The 14,524-nt window shown below is 71.4% G+C and carries 13 protein-coding genes and 1 pseudogene; 2 read left to right on the forward strand and 12 right to left on the reverse strand.

Annotation, left to right across the window (positions count from 1 at the left end):
• Positions 1–132: 132 nt before the first annotated feature.
• Both rho and ACWCQ1_RS04275 read left to right on the forward strand, forming a co-directional pair.
• Positions 133–1,275 (forward strand): transcription termination factor Rho, encoded by a 1,143-nt coding sequence (gene rho, locus ACWCQ1_RS04270; protein WP_451025809.1) that lies wholly within the window; start codon positions 133–135, stop codon positions 1,273–1,275.
• Positions 1,276–1,527: 252 nt separating this feature from the next.
• Positions 1,528–2,229 (forward strand): annotated as a pseudogene (locus ACWCQ1_RS04275) (D-alanyl-D-alanine carboxypeptidase family protein); the annotation flags it as partial.
• 80 nt (positions 2,230–2,309) lie between these two features.
• Here the strand turns inward: ACWCQ1_RS04275 and ACWCQ1_RS04280 are convergent.
• From ACWCQ1_RS04280 to ACWCQ1_RS04335, 12 genes are all read right to left on the reverse strand, one after another.
• Positions 2,310–3,656 (reverse strand): glycosyltransferase 87 family protein, encoded by a 1,347-nt coding sequence (locus ACWCQ1_RS04280; RefSeq protein WP_451025810.1) that lies wholly within the window; start codon positions 3,654–3,656, stop codon positions 2,310–2,312.
• Positions 3,653–5,047, reverse strand: coding sequence for a polyprenol phosphomannose-dependent alpha 1,6 mannosyltransferase MptB (gene mptB, locus ACWCQ1_RS04285; protein ID WP_451025811.1), 1,395 nt, complete (start codon positions 5,045–5,047; stop codon positions 3,653–3,655). The genes ACWCQ1_RS04280 and mptB overlap by 4 nt, the downstream gene beginning before the upstream one ends.
• A gap of 268 nt (positions 5,048–5,315) precedes the next feature.
• Positions 5,316–6,245, reverse strand: coding sequence for a glutaminase (locus ACWCQ1_RS04290; protein ID WP_451025812.1), 930 nt, complete (start codon positions 6,243–6,245; stop codon positions 5,316–5,318).
• Positions 6,246–6,303: 58 nt separating this feature from the next.
• Entirely contained in the window at positions 6,304–7,716 is a 1,413-nt protein-coding gene (gene aspA / locus ACWCQ1_RS04295) for an aspartate ammonia-lyase (RefSeq protein ID WP_451025813.1), read from the reverse strand.
• 142 nt (positions 7,717–7,858) lie between these two features.
• The gene (locus tag ACWCQ1_RS04300) at positions 7,859–8,875 is read right to left on the reverse strand and encodes an asparaginase (protein WP_451025814.1); all 1,017 of its coding nucleotides are present in this window, start codon (positions 8,873–8,875) and stop codon (positions 7,859–7,861) included.
• A 49-nt stretch (positions 8,876–8,924) separates the two neighbouring features.
• On the reverse strand, positions 8,925–10,370 hold the full coding sequence (locus ACWCQ1_RS04305) for an amino acid permease (RefSeq protein ID WP_358610336.1): 1,446 nt from the start codon (positions 10,368–10,370) through the stop codon (positions 8,925–8,927).
• A complete protein-coding gene (locus tag ACWCQ1_RS04310) occupies positions 10,367–11,044 on the reverse strand; it encodes a FadR/GntR family transcriptional regulator (protein ID WP_133045332.1) in 678 nt (225 codons plus the stop codon). The genes ACWCQ1_RS04305 and ACWCQ1_RS04310 overlap by 4 nt, the downstream gene beginning before the upstream one ends.
• A 154-nt stretch (positions 11,045–11,198) precedes the next feature.
• Positions 11,199–12,035, reverse strand: coding sequence for an undecaprenyl-diphosphate phosphatase (locus ACWCQ1_RS04315; protein ID WP_133045181.1), 837 nt, complete (start codon positions 12,033–12,035; stop codon positions 11,199–11,201).
• Between the two features lie 69 nt (positions 12,036–12,104).
• A complete protein-coding gene (crcB, locus tag ACWCQ1_RS04320; RefSeq protein ID WP_358610340.1) occupies positions 12,105–12,482 on the reverse strand; it encodes a fluoride efflux transporter CrcB in 378 nt (125 codons plus the stop codon).
• Positions 12,479–12,859, reverse strand: a complete 381-nt coding sequence (locus ACWCQ1_RS04325; RefSeq protein WP_358610343.1) for a DUF190 domain-containing protein — start codon at positions 12,857–12,859, stop codon at positions 12,479–12,481. Before ACWCQ1_RS04325 ends, crcB (ACWCQ1_RS04320) begins: the two co-directional genes overlap by 4 nt.
• Positions 12,856–13,317, reverse strand: coding sequence for a fluoride efflux transporter CrcB (crcB, locus tag ACWCQ1_RS04330; RefSeq protein WP_133045178.1), 462 nt, complete (start codon positions 13,315–13,317; stop codon positions 12,856–12,858). Before crcB (ACWCQ1_RS04330) ends, ACWCQ1_RS04325 begins: the two co-directional genes overlap by 4 nt.
• Before the next feature lie 165 nt (positions 13,318–13,482).
• Positions 13,483–14,445, reverse strand: coding sequence for an SMP-30/gluconolactonase/LRE family protein (locus tag ACWCQ1_RS04335; RefSeq protein ID WP_451025815.1), 963 nt, complete (start codon positions 14,443–14,445; stop codon positions 13,483–13,485).
• Positions 14,446–14,524 lie beyond the last annotated feature (79 nt).

Consider the following 14,524-nt stretch of genomic DNA (forward strand, 5'->3'; position numbering starts at 1 on the left):
CGTGACCGGTACGGCCGTGTCGTACCCGAGGCGCTGTTCCCGCCGCCGAAGGCGCTGTCCGCCTTCCCGTCGCGGCTTCCACCCCTTCCTTCCGCATGTCTCATGCCATCCGTCCTCGAAAGGACACCCACCATGACCACCACTCTCGAACACCCCCCAGTCCGGCAGGAGCCCCAGGCCCAGATCGCCACCGGTGTCCTCGACATCGACGCGGGCGGCAAGGGGCACCTGCGCGCCGAGACCCTTCTCGCCTCGCCCTCCGACCTGCCCGTCTCCCCCGCGCTGATCCGCCGTCACGGCCTGCGCAAGGGCGACCTCGTCGAAGGCGTACGGGACGGCCGGCGCGCCCTGACCGAGGTCGTACGGGTCAACGGGCGCACGCCCGACGACCTGCGCGGCCGCCGTCACTTCCGTGACCTCACCCCCCTCCACCCCCGTCAGCGCCTGCGCCTGGAGCACCCGGCGTCCGGGCTCACGGGCCGGATCGCCGACCTGATCGCGCCCGTCGGCAAGGGCCAGCGCGGGCTGATCGTGGCACCGCCCAAGACCGGCAAGACCGTGCTGCTCCAGCAGATCGCGGCAGCCGCCGCCGGCAACCACCCCGAGTGCCGCCTGATGGTGGTACTCCTCGACGAACGCCCCGAGGAGGTCACCGAGATGCGCCGCTCGGTGCGCGGCGAGGTGTACGCCTCCACCTTCGACCGGGCGGCCAAGCAGCACATCGCCCTCGCCGAGCTCGTCATCGAGCGGGCCAAGCGGCTGGTGGAGGCGGGCGAGGACGTCGTCATCCTGCTCGACTCCCTGACCCGGCTGTGCCGGGCGCACAACAACGCGGCCTCCTCCGGCGGCCGCACCCTCAGCGGCGGTGTCGACGCGGGCGCGCTGCTCGGGCCGAAGCGGTTCTTCGGCGCCGCACGGCTCGCCGAGGAGGGCGGCTCGCTCACGATCCTGGCGACCGCCCTGGTGGAGACCGGCTCGCGGGCCGACGACTACTTCTTCGAGGAGCTCAAGAGCACCGGCAACATGGAGCTCCGCCTCAACCGCGAACTCGCCTCGCGCCGTGTCTTCCCGGCCGTCGACATCACCCCCTCGGGCACCCGCCGCGAGGAACTCCTGCTCTCCCCGGCGGAGTTGACCACCGTCCGTGGCCTGCGGCGCGCCCTGCAGACCCGCGACGCCCAGGGCGGTCTGGAGACCCTCCTGGAACACCTGCGGGCCACCCCCGACAATGCGACCTTCCTGCGGCGCGTCCAGCCGACACTGCCTGCCGAGTGACCCGTGACGGCCGCGAGGCCGAGCCGCCGACGGACACGCGCTGCGGCATACGGGTGCTGGCGCACCCCCTCCGGCCCGGTCATCGGCGCGTCCGGACGATCGATTCCTACGTTGATAAGTATGACCATCGGATTCTCTTCCCGGGCCTGTGTCACGGCCTGCGCGCTCTGCGCGGCGAGTGTCCTGGCGTTCGGCCCCGTCGCGGTGGCCGTCGGCGCGCAGCCCACGCCGAACGGCGGCACCCGGGCGGCGATGCCGCAGCCGTCGCTCCTCTACCGGTCCGGCACACTGGTCCGGGCCCCGCGCGGGGTACCCCGCCTCCCGGACGTCTCCGCGTTGTCGTGGCTGGTGGCCGACGCGGACAGCGGCGAGGTGCTGGCCGCCCACGACGCGCATCGCGGACTGCCGCCCGCCAGCACGCTGAAGACCCTGTTCGCCCTCACCGTGCTGCCGACCCTGCCCGCCGGCGTCCGGCACACGGTGAGCGAGGAGGAACTGGCGGGCATCGGGCAGGGCAGCAGCATGGTCGGTGTCGCCCCGGGGCGCACCTACGAGGTCGCCGACCTGTGGCGCGGGGTCTTCCTGAACTCCGGCAACGACGCCGTGCACGTCCTTGCCGCGCTCAACGGCGGCTGGCGGGTGACCGCCGAGCGGATGCAGGCCAAGGCGCGCGCCCTGGGCGCGCTGGACACCCAGGTGCGCTCGCCGGACGGCTACGACACTCCGGGGCAGGTGTCGTCGGCGTACGACCTGGCGGTGTTCGGCCGGGCCGGACTGCGCAACGCGGACTTCGCACGGTACTGCGGCACGGCCCAGGCACTCTTCCCCGCCGGGGACGGATCGTCGTACGGGATCCGGAACACCAATCGGCTGCTGAGCGGCACGGACGGCGTGGCCCGCTATCCGGGACTGATCGGCATCAAGAACGGATACACCACGCATGCCGGCAACACCCTGGTCGCCGCGGCCCGCCGGGGCGGGCGCACGCTGGTTGTGACGGTGATGAACCCGCAGACGGGCGGCGGGTTCACCGTCTACGAGGAGGCGCGGGAGCTGCTCGACTGGGGGTTCGGGGCGGCCGGGCGGGTGGCGCCGGTCGGGTCACTGGACGGGCTGCGGGTCAAGCCGCGCCCGGCGCCCGTCCCGGTTCCCGTGGCCTCTCCCGTGGAACGCGGGCGGGGGTGGGCGGAGACGGGCGCCATCTCCGGTGCCGCGGCGCTCGGCGCGGGAGCGGTGGCCTTGGTGCTGCGGGCCAAAGGTGAGCCCGTGGACGGGAGTTGACCGACCGGCAGCCACAACAGCAGGCCGAGGGTGATCCAGGCGTAGGTGTTGCTGCCGAGGAACCCGTCGATGCCGGACGCGTCGTGGAACCACAGCCACACCACGCTGGTGCACAGCACCGCGTACAGGGCGCCCGCGATCCGCAGGTGCCCGGCACGGACCAGGACGGCGAAGGACGGCAGCAGCCACACCAGGTGGTGCACCCAGGTGATCGGGCTGACCAGACACGCGGTCAGGCCGGTGAGGGCGAAGGCTGCCGGCCAGTCGTCGGAGGCGAGGGCGCGGCGGGTGCGGAACGCCCAGACGCCGAGGACCAGCAGCACCGCCGCCGCCCAGACGGGGCGGTCGGTCACCCCGAGGCGGGCGAGGATGCCCTGCAGGGACTGGTTGGAGACGTAGTCGAGACGGCCCACCCGCTTGGTGTCCCACAGGGCGTCGGTCCAGTAGAAGCGCGAGGCGTTCGGGGCCACCAGGGCGGCGAGGCCGGTCGCCGCGCAGGTCACGACGGTGGCGAGGGCGGCGGCACGCCAGCGGCGGGCCAGCAGGAGCAGACCGATGAAGACGGCCGGGGTCAGTTTGATCGCGGCCGCCAGCCCGATCCCGACGCCCGCCCAGCGGTCCCGTCCGGTGCGCAGCAGACAGGCGTCGACAAGGACGAGGGCCAACAGCAGCAGGTTGACCTGTCCGAAGCTGAAGGTGTCGCGCAGGGGCTCGAACAGCGCGAGCACACAGGCGCCCAGGGCGCAGCCGTACCAGCCGTAGCGCCGCCACGCCCCCTCGGTCAGCAGGTGCACGATCAGCGCGAGCGCCGCCAGGTTGAGCAGCAGGGCGATCGCGATCGCCGTGTGCAGGCCGATGAGGGACATCGGCAGCATGGCGACGGCGGCGAACGGCGGATAGGTGAAGCCGTAGGTCGTCCCCGGGACCTGGTAGTCGTAGAGCCGTCCACCGTCGTGGATCCAGGTGTTGACGGCGCCGTAGTAGACGCGCAGGTCGAACCAGTCGCGCAACAGGGGCACGGTCACGGTGAAGGCCGTGACGGCGGCGGCGACGGCGAGGACCAGCAGCAGCCTGCCGCGGTCGGTGCGGGGCGGGGTCATGCGGTGTGTCCCAACACGGGTGCCTGGGCCGCCTGCTGGGCCTGCCAGAGGACCACCACGGCCAGCACGCCCCCGGAGACCGCCAGCACCAGTTGCCCGGTGTCCACCGGACCGCCGCTGGGCAGCGTGGCCAGCGCCAGTACGCCCGTGACGGCCGCCACCCGGTGCCGCATCGAGGTGGTGGGCGCCGCGGCGGCTATCAGGAACAGGCCCCACAGGGCGTACCAGGGCCGGATGGCCGGGCCGAAGGCGGCGACCGTGGCGAGGCTCAGGCCCAGCGCGTAGACCGGGCGGGGGCGCAGCCGCCACCATATGGCCGCTATCACCAGGGCGGTGACGGCGAGACCGAGGACGTGCCAGGCGGGCAGGGCGAGCGGCGCGAGGTCACTGCCGAGGTGTTCCAGCAGGGCGCCGGTGGCGCGGCCGAGGAGACTGGTCAGCGCCCAGTTGTGCGCGGAGACCGGGGTGTCGAGGGCACCTATCCAGCCGTATCCCGTTCCGGCGACGGCCGTGGCCGCGACCGTGGTGGCCGCGGTGGCGACACCGGTCGTCAGCACGGCCCTCGCCGGGTGTCGCCCCGCGCGCACCTGCAGGACCACCACCGCGGCGAGCCCGAGCGCCGCGGGCGCCTTGACCAGCGCGGCGAGCGTCACGAGTACGGCCCCCAGGACCGGCCACCGTCCCAGCGCCGCCACCAGGCCGACGCCGAGCAGCCCGAGCATGATCGCGTCGTTGTGGGCGCCGGCGACCAGATGGAGCAGGACCAGCGGGTTGAGGGCGCCGAGCCAGAGCGCGGCGGCCGGGTCCGCGCCGCTGTGCCGCGCGAGCCGGGGCAGCGCCGCGGCCATGAGCGCGACCCCGAGCAGCGCCACCAGCCGCATCCCGACGAGACCGGCGGGGAGCTGGCCCCGGGTCAGGTCGGACAGGTGGGAGGCGACGGCGAGGAACACCGGGCCGTACGGCGCTCCGGTGTGCTGCCACAGCGGCGCGACCTCGTCGGCGAGCGGGCCGCCGAGCTGGGCGGGTCCGTTGGCGTACACGTCGATGTGGGCGTCGACCATGGCGCCCTGGGCCAGATAGCTGTAGACGTCCCTGCTGAACAGGGGTGGCGCGATCAGCAGCGGTGCCGACCAGGTGGCGAGCACCAGCAGCAGTGAGCGCGGGCTGGGCGGCTCGGCGCCGCGCACCAGCCGGCCGAGCAGCACCCAGGCCGCTATGAGGATGACGACACCGAAGTAGACACCGACCAGCCCCAGCGCCGCGCGGACGTTGGCGGGGGTCAGCAGTTCCTGGACGGGAAGGGCACCGGCCGTCTCACCGCCCAACGCGAGGAAGGCGGTGCCGGCCAGGCCCAGGACCTGACAGCGGCGAAGATCGACGGGGAAAGCCATGGCCAACACTCGTTCAGCGTGTCAACGCCGGGTGGCCGGAACTTGACGTGCCGCCTGCGGTCCGGGGACCTGCGTGTGACCGGCGTGTGATTGGTCACGGGGGCGTCGCACGCACCGCTCTACCCGCGGCCGAGATGCAGAACCTCATCCCCCTGGGCGCGCCTGGCCGTCCTCACGGACACCACACATGCGCGGCTGATGGGGCACGCGTCCGTGCTGGTGCCGTTGCTGACCGAGTTCCAGGGGTGACCGGGGACTCAGGGGCCGGTCAGAACACCGACAGTCCGGTCAGGGTGGTGAAGCGGTCCAGTGCCGCGACGCCGGCCACGGAGTTGCCGCGCGAGTCGAGGCCCGGGCTCCACACGCACAGCGTGCAGCGGCCGGGCACGACCGCGATGACGCCACCGCCGACACCGCTCTTGCCGGGCAGGCCGACGCGGTAGGCGAAGTCGCCGGCCGCGTCGTACGTCCCGCAGGTCAGCATCACGGCGTTGACCTGCTTGGCCTGGCTGCGGGTGAGCAGCCGGGTGCCGTCGGCGCGCACGCCGTGGCGGGCCAGGAAGGTGGTGGTCAGCGCGAGGTCGGCGCAGGATGCGGTGATCGAGCACTGCCGGAAGTACTGGTCGAGCAGGACCGGTACCGGGTTGTCGATGTTGCCGTAGGACGCCATGAAGTGGGCGAGCGCGGCGTTGCGGTCGCCGTGCCCGGCCTCCGAGGCGGCGACGTCCTTGTCGAAGTCGAGGGCCGGGTTGCCGCTCTCGGAGCGCAGGAAACCGAGCAGTTCACCGGCCGCGTCCCCGGTACGGCTCTGCAGGCGGTCGGTGACGACGAGCGCGCCCGCGTTGATGAAGGGATTGCGCGGGATGCCGTTCTCGTACTCCAGCTGGACCAGGGAGTTGAAGGGGTTGCCGGAGGGCTCGCGGCCCACGTGCTCCCACAGTTCGTCGCCCTCGCGGGCCAGGTCGAGAGCGAGGGTGTAGACCTTGGTGATGGACTGCGTGGAGAACGGCTCGCGCCAGTCCCCCACGCCGTACACCGTCCCGTCCAGCTCCGCGACGGCCATGCCGAAGCGGCGCGGGTCGCAGGCGGCGAGCGCCGGGATGTAGTCGGCGGGCCGGCCGCGGTCCGGGGTGCGTTCGATCTCCTCGGCGATGCGCTCCAGGACCGGCTGGAAAGCGAAGGACGACGTCGTTGTCATGATCACTATTGTGCCTCCGCACGGTCCCGGCGCGTCGCCGCAGATCAGGAGCTGCTGGTCAGACCAGGGGTGAGCCGCTGCCGGCGACGACCTCGGGCCGCAGCAGGTCGGCGAGCGTCTCGGCGGGCAACAGACCCTTCTCCAGGACGAGTTCGGCCACTCCCCGCCCGGTGACGAGGGCTTCCTTGGCGATGTCGGTGGCGGCCGTGTACCCGATGTGCGGGTTCAGGGCGGTCACCAGGCCGATGGAGTTCTCCACGGTCGCCCGCAGCGCCTCGGTGTTGGCGGTGATGCCGTCCACGCACCGCTCGGCGAGGGTGAGGCAGGCGCTCTGCAGATGCGTGACGGACTCCGACAGGGAGTGCAGGATGACCGGCTCGAAGGCGTTCAGCTGGAGCTGACCGGCCTCGGCGGCCATGGTGATGGTGACGTCGTTGCCGATCACCTCGAAGGCGACCTGGTTGACGACCTCGGGGATCACCGGGTTGACCTTGCCCGGCATGATGCTCGACCCCGCCTGCACCGGCGGCAGGTTGATCTCCCCGAGTCCCGCACGCGGCCCGGACGACAGCAGCCGCAGGTCGTTGCAGCTCTTCGACAGCTTGACGGCGATCCGCTTGAGCACGCCGGACATCTGGACGAACGCCCCGCAGTCCTGGGTCGCCTCGACCAGGTTGGCGGCGGTGACCAGGGGCAGCCCCGTGATCGCCGCGAGATGACGGCGGGCCGCCTCCGCGTATCCGGCCGGAGCATTGAGCCCGGTGCCGATGGCCGTGGCCCCGAGGTTGATCTCATGGATCAACTGGACGGCCTCGTCAAGACGGTGGCGGTCCTCGTCAATCATGACGGCATACGCGGAGAACTCTTGACCGAGCGTCATCGGCACCGCGTCCTGCAACTGTGTACGGCCCATCTTGAGCACATCGCGGAACTCGACGGCCTTGCGGGCGAACGCGTCCTGCAGTACGGCCATCGCCTTGAGCAGTCCACGTACCGCGAACACCGTCGCTATCTTGACGGCGGTCGGGTAGACGTCATTGGTCGACTGCCCCAGGTTGACGTCCTCGTTGGCGTGCAGGAACCGGTACTGCCCCTTCTCGTGCCCCAGCAGCTCCAACGCCCGGTTGGCGACGACCTCGTTGGCGTTCATGTTGGTCGAGGTCCCCGCACCCCCCTGGATCACGTCGACGACGAACTGATCGTGCAGCTTGCCGTCCCGAATCTCCCGGCAGGCCGCCACGATGGCGGCGGCCTTCTCCGGCGCCAGCAGCCCGAGTTCCTCGTTGGCGAGAGCCGCGGCTTCCTTGACGGCGGCCAGCGCATCGATGAGGTGCGGATAGGCGGAGATCGGAGTCCCGGTGATGGGAAAGTTCTCGGTGGCCCGCAGGGTGTGCACTCCCCAGTAGGCATCGGCGGGAACATCCCGGTCGCCGAGCAGATCGTGTTCGCTACGGGTGACGACGGTGGTCATGAGGGGCAGGGTCCTCTTTCTGAGGTACGGAAGTGAAGCGCCCCCGTTGGGGCGCGGGACGTCATTGATGTGCGGCTACCGCCGCGTGGGCGCGACCAGCCCATCCGGCCCGCAGCCGCGCAACTGCGTATCCGGCAGAGCCCTAGGCGCAAGCGGACACGACAACCGGCTCCAGCGAACGAACGGGCCGCACACACCCGACCGCCTGACCGCCCCCGAGAAGCGGCTCCCCCTGAAACTCGACGAGCAGCCCGGGATCAACCCCGGCCCACGCCAACGCCGCCGCGGCCACAGGAACCCGCGCCCGGTTCGCCCCGTCCGCGATCTTCACGGCGACGGCCCGCCCGTCCGGCAGCGCGGCGACCTGAACGCCCTCGAACCCGTCCTTGGCGAGCAGCCCCGGCACGGCCGCCATCAGCGCGGCGACATCCCGCCCGGCACCCGACGCCATCTCGGGATGGGAACGCATCGCGTCGGCCACCCGGGCCTCCGGCGTGCCGGGGGCGGCCGTGGTGATCCGTGCGGCGGCCCGTGCGAGCCCGTGCAGGGAGACGGAGAAGAGAGGCGCCCCGCACCCGTCGACCGTCACCCGCGCGATCCCCTGCCCGGTGAGGTCCTCGACGATCTCGGCGATCGCCTGCTGCAAGGGGTGCGCCGGGTCGAGGTACCCCTCGAGCGGCCAGTCGTTGAGCACGCACGTGTACAGCATCGCCGCGTGCTTGCCGGAGCAGTTCTGGGCGAGCCGGGAGGGCGGGCGCCCCTCCCGGGCCCATGCGTCCCGTACGGCCGGGCCGAACGGCATGTCCGGGACGTTGCGCAGATCGTCCTCGGTCAGCCCGGCGAGTTCGAGGATCCGCCGGGTCCCGGCGAGGTGGCGTTCCTCGCCGGAGTGGCTGGCCGCCGTGAGGGAGAGCAGTTCGCCGTCGAGCGGCAGCCCGGCCCGGACCATGGCGACGGCCTGGACGGGCTTGAGAGCCGAGCGGGGGTAGAAGGCGGCCTCGATGTCGCCGAGTTGGAAGGCGACCTTCCCGTCGGTGTCGAGGACGACGACGGAACCGTAGTGGATGCCCTCGACGACCCCGCCGCGGATCAGGTGGGCGACGGGGGCGTGGAGGGGCTCGCGGATCTGGGGTGCGTCCGCGACGGAACTGCTGAACATCACTGCCTCTTGTCAGGGAGCGGCGCGTGGCTCACGCGCCGGCTCCGGTCTATGTGTTCGATGTGTTCTGGGTGGAGGTGCGTCCGGCGCGGCCGCGGATGCCGAACCATCCGCCGACCAGGGCTGCGACGATCAGCGGCAGGCACAGCACGGTGGTGCGGCCGGCGCCTCCGTCGGCGTACATGAGGACCAGGACGGAGGCGAGGAAGGCCAGCGTCACGAGTTCGGTCCAGGGGGAGCCCGGCAGCCGGTAGCCGGGGCGGGTCAGCTCGCCCCTCTGGGTCTTCCGCCAGAAGAGCAGGTGACAGACCATGATCATGCCCCAGGTGGAGAGGATGCCGATCGCCGCGAAGTTCAGGACGATCTCGAAGGCGTCCGCCGGGACGACGAAGTTGAGGCCGACACCCAGGACACAGATACCGCTGGTGAGCAGGATGCCGCCGTACGGGACCTGGCTGCGGCTCATCACGCGGGTGAACTTCGGCGCGGAGCCGGACATGGCCATGGAGCGCAGGATGCGGCCGGTGGAGTACAGGCCTGAGTTGAGCGAGGACATGGCCGCGGTGAGGACGACGAGGTTCATCACGCCGCCGGCCGCGGGGATGCCGATGTTGGAGAGCACGGTCACGAAGGGGCTCTCGGCGGAGCTGTACTTGTTCCAGGGCAGCAGCATCGACAGCAGGACGACCGAGCCGACGTAGAAGAGGCCGACGCGCCACATGATCGAGTTGATCGCCTTGGGCATGATCTTCTCGGGGTTCTCGGTCTCACCGGCGGCGACGCCGACCAGCTCGACGGAGGCGTAGGCGAAGACGACGCCCTGGATGATCAGCAGCATGGGCAGCAGGCCGTTGGGGAAGACACCGCCGTTGTCGGTGATCAGGGCCGGGCCGGGGTGCGCGCCGTCGACGGGGTGCTGGGTGACCAGCAGGAAGATGCCGATGCACATGAAGACCACGAGGGCGCTGACCTTGACGATCGCGAACCAGAACTCCAGCTCACCGAAGATCTTGACCGAGATCAGGTTGACGGTCAGCACGACGGCGAGGGCGATCAATGCGATCAACCATTGGGGGATGTCGGAGAACATGCCCCAGTAGTGGGTGTAGGTGGCCACGGCGGTGATGTCGGCGATGCCGGTGGTCGCCCAGTTGAGGAAGTACATCCAGCCCGCGGTGTAGGCGCCCTTCTCGCCGAGGAACTCGCGGGCGTAGGAGACGAAGGCGCCGGAGGAGGGCCGGTACAGGACGAGTTCGCCGAGGGCGCGCACGACGAGGAAGGCGAAGACGCCGCAGACCGCGTAGGCGATGAACAGGGAGGGTCCGGCGTCGGCCAGCCGGCCGCCCGCGCCGAGAAAGAGGCCGGTGCCGATGGCGCCGCCGATGGCGATCATGTTGACGTGCCGGGACTTCAGGGACTTGCTGTAGCCCGCGTCTCCGGCGTCGACATGGCCAGAACGTTTCTGCACGCCCTCGTGCAGGGACTGCTCGCTCACGCCTCGGGTCCGCCTTCCGTGGATGGGTCCGTGCGCGGGGGGCGCACGATGTCGGTGAGGGTCGTCTCGACGCGGTCGAGGTGGTGCGCCATGGCGTCCACCGCGTCGAGTTCGGAACCGTCCATCAGCGCCTCGACGATCGCCCGGTGCTCGCGGTTGGACTGCTCGCGGCGTCCGCCCAGTTCGTTGAGGAAGGCCGACTGACGCGCCAGTGCGTCGCGGATCTCCTCGATGACCCGGCGGAAGACCGGATTCTGGGCGGCCTGGGCGACGGCGAGGTGGAACAGCGTGTCGAGGGCGACCCACGAGGTGGTGTCGGTCTCCCGCTCCATGCGCTCCAGCAGGTGTGTCAGGTGGTCCAGGTCCTCGGGCGTGCGGCGCTGGGCCGCGTAGCCCGCCACCGGGATCTCCACGTGGCGGCGCACCTCCAGCAGGTCGCTGGCCGCGTAGTCACCGAAGGTGGGGTCCTCGACGGTGCTGGCGACGACGAAGGTGCCCTTGCCGGTCTTGGAGACGGTCAGGCCCATCGTCTGCAGCGCCCTGAGGGCCTCGCGCAGCACGGGCCGGCTGACCTCGAGGGTGCGGCACAGCTCGGCCTCGGAAGGCAGCTTGTCCCCCACCGCGTAGTCGCCGTTCTCGATGGCGGCACGCAGATGCCCGAGGACCGCTTCCATGGCGCTGACGCGCCGCGGACCCTGACTGGCTGTCTTGCTGTCTGACAGGTTCACGGGAGCGATCCTCCGGGTGACGTACGGGAGATGTCAAGGGCTGTGAAAAGAGAGATTCACGGGGCGCGGGGCCTGAATACGGCCCCGCGCCCCGCCGCGGTCAGCTGCTCAGCCCGCCGGTGGCCAGCAGTCCGAGCAGCAGCACGCCGACGATGATCCGGTAGATGACGAACGCGTTGAAGGAGTGCTTGGCGACGAACTTCAGCAGCCAGGCGATGGAGGCGTAGGCGACCACGAAGGAGACGCCCGTGCCGACGGCGAGAGGAGCCGCGCCCACGCCCGTGCCGAGGGCGTCCTTGAGCTCGTACAGGCCGGCGCCGGTGAGGGCGGGGATGCCGAGGAAGAAGGAGAGCCGGGTGGCGGCCACCCGGTCCAGGTCCAGGATCAGGGCCGTGGACATGGTGGCGCCGGAGCGGGAGAAGCCGGGGAAGAGCAGGGCGAGGATCTGCGAGCCGCCGACCAGCATCGCGTCCTTGAAGGTGGTGTCGTCCTCACCGCGCTTGTGCCGGCCCATCTGGTCCGCCGCCCACATCACACCACTGCCGACGATCAGCGAGGCGGCGACCACCCACAGGGAGGCGAGCGGACCCTCGATGAGCGGCTTGGCGGCCAGGCCCACGATCACGATCGGGATGGTCGCGTAGATGACCCACCAGGCGAACTTGTAGTCGTGGTGGTAGCGCTCCTCCTTGTGGACCAGCCCGCGGCCCCAGGCGGCGCAGATCCGCACGATGTCCTTGAAGAAGTACAGGAGCACGGCCGCGATCGCGCCGACCTGGATGACGGCCGAGAAGCCGACGACGGCGTCATCGTCGACGGGGATGCTCATGAGCCCCTCGGTGATCTTCAGATGTCCGGTGGAGGAGACGGGAAGGAACTCGGTCAGCCCTTCCACGACTCCGAGGACGGCGGCCTGACCGACGTTGATGACGCTCATGGAATCCAGTTCTGAGAAGGTTGGTCGACAGTGCTGTAGACAGTCTTACTACGCGCGCGCGGGGTCAAGTCACCCGGCCCACAGGGCCCGGGCGAGCGTCACCCCGACAAATGCCGCGCCGAGGCCCGCCGCCACACTCCCGACGACGTTGGCGGCAGCGTAGAGCCCCGCACCGGTCTCGGACAGGCGCAGGGTCTCGTACGAGAAGGTCGAGTACGTCGTCAGGGCCCCGCACAGGCCCGTTCCCAGCAGCAGCTGCAGATGGCTTCCGGCGGCCCCCTCGGCCACCGCGCCGGTCAGCAGGCCCAGGATCAGGCAGCCGGAGACGTTCACCAGGAAGGTGCCCCAGGGGAAGACGGAGTCATGCCGCGACTGGACCGCCCGGTCGGTCAGATACCGCAGCGGGGCGCCGATCACGGCGCCCGCGACGACCAACAGCCAGTTCACAACGACTTCTTACCCTTCGTGACCGTTTTGCCGGGTTCGTCCGCGCGGCCGACATACCGGATGACCTCGCAGTCGTCGAGGATCACCAGACCCTCGTCGACGAGTTCGTCGAGCTGCGGCAGAAAGGCCCGGACCCGCTCCTCGGTGTCCACGACGACGATCGCGACCGGCAGGTCCTCGCTCATCGACAGCAGCCGCGAGGTGTGGATCAGTGAGGAGGCGCCGAAGCCCTCGATGCCGCGGAAGACGCTGGCGCCGGCGAGGCCGGCCGCGTGGGCGCGGTGCACGATCTCGGAGTAGAGGGGCTTGTGGTGCCAGGTGTCGTTCTCGCCGATGAAGACGGTCACGCGCAGGGCGCTGCCGGTCAGCCTCGTCATGGCTGCCTCCACTTCAGGACGCGGCGGGCCGCGGCCACCGCGAGCCACACCGCCGAGAGGGCCGCGAGCAGGGTCGCGGCGAGATAGGCCAGCCCGGTGCGGGGATGGCCGGCGTCGACCAGTTTCTGGATGTCGACGGCGTAGGTCGAGAAGGTGGTGAAGCCGCCGAGCACGCCGGTGCCGAAGAAGGGGCGCACCAGGCGGTGGGCGGCCCAGATGTCGGTGATGACGACCATGAACACGCCGATCACGGCGCAGCCGACGACGTTGGTCCAGAAGGTCGCCCAGGGGAAGCCGCCGGGCTGGGCCGGCCACCACAGGGAGAGCGCGTACCGTCCGGTGGCGCCGATCGCGCCGCCCAGCGCGACCACCGCGACGACGGGCGCCTGGGCACGCCAGGCGGGCGGGCGCGGGGTACGGGGGCGGGCGCGCAGGCTCTCGGCTTCCGGGGCAGTCATGGCGTACGTCTCCTACTCGCCGGGGCCCGGGCGTGCGGGCGCCGCTCCTTCGCAAGTAGGGACCGTTGGCGGCACCACAGCCGCGGTTCGGGTACGGCGGGCCCCACCGCCGCGCCGCGAGGGGTCGCGGCCGGGCTACAGGGTAGCGCCCGGGCCGCGCCGAGGTCATTTCGGGGCCGGTCGCTCGCACACCGCCAGGCCCCGCTCCCACAGGCTGCCCAGGACCAGGTGACCGCCGGCCTCGCAGACGCTGGTGACGAAGCGGTAGCCGGAGCGGCGGCGGGCGAGGTGGTGGACGATCCCGCCCCGGTCGTCGACCGCGAGGACGCCGACGGTGCCGGTGGGGCGGTAGGGGGCGTGGACGGCGACGCGGGCGGCGGCTGCGCGCACGGCCGGGGCGGCGCGGTGCAGCAGGTCGAGCGGGGGGACGCGCGGGCCGGCCAGGGAGACCCAGATGGGTCCGTCGGGGGCGGCGCGCCAGATGTTGTCGGGCATGCCGGGCAGGTTCTCGGTGAAGGGCTCACCGCGTCCGGCCCGCGCACCGGTGAGCCAGTAGCGGGTGAGGCGGCGGGCGCCGGTCTCGGCGACGACCAGGAAGGATTCGTCGGCGCTCAGCGCCAGGCCGTTGGCGAACTGCAGCCCCTCCATCAGCACTTCGGGGCGCTCGCTGCCGGGCACCAGGCGCAGCAGCCGGCCGGTGCCGGAGTGTTCGACGATGTCGCCGATCCACTGGTCCAGGGGATAGCGGCGGCTGGAGACGGTGAAGCAGACGCTGCCGTCGGACAGGGCCACGACGTTGCTGCAGAAGCGCAGCCGCTCCCCCGCCACCGAGTCGGCGAGGATCCGGACGATGCCCTCGCGCAGATCGACCCGCAGCAGCCCCAGCTCGGCGTCGCACACCAACAGGACGTCGTCGGGAAGGAGTTCGAGGCCGAGGGGGCGGCCCCCGGTCTCGGCGAGCACCTCCACACGGGCCGGCCCGGGCCCGGTGAGACCGTCGACGCGCAGGATGCGGCCGTCCTCCACTCCGGTCAGCACCCGGCCGCGGGCGTCGGCGACGACGTCCTCGGGGCCCCGGCCGCCGATGGCGACGTATCGCAGCGGGACGAGTTCGGTGGCACGCTCCATGGAAAGCTCCTCGACGAGGTCGGACGGTTCACGCTGCCATGCGGACGACGGCACACCGGGTACCGCGTCACCCGATCAG

The sequence above is a fragment of the Streptomyces sp. NPDC002144 genome (assembly GCF_053593695.1).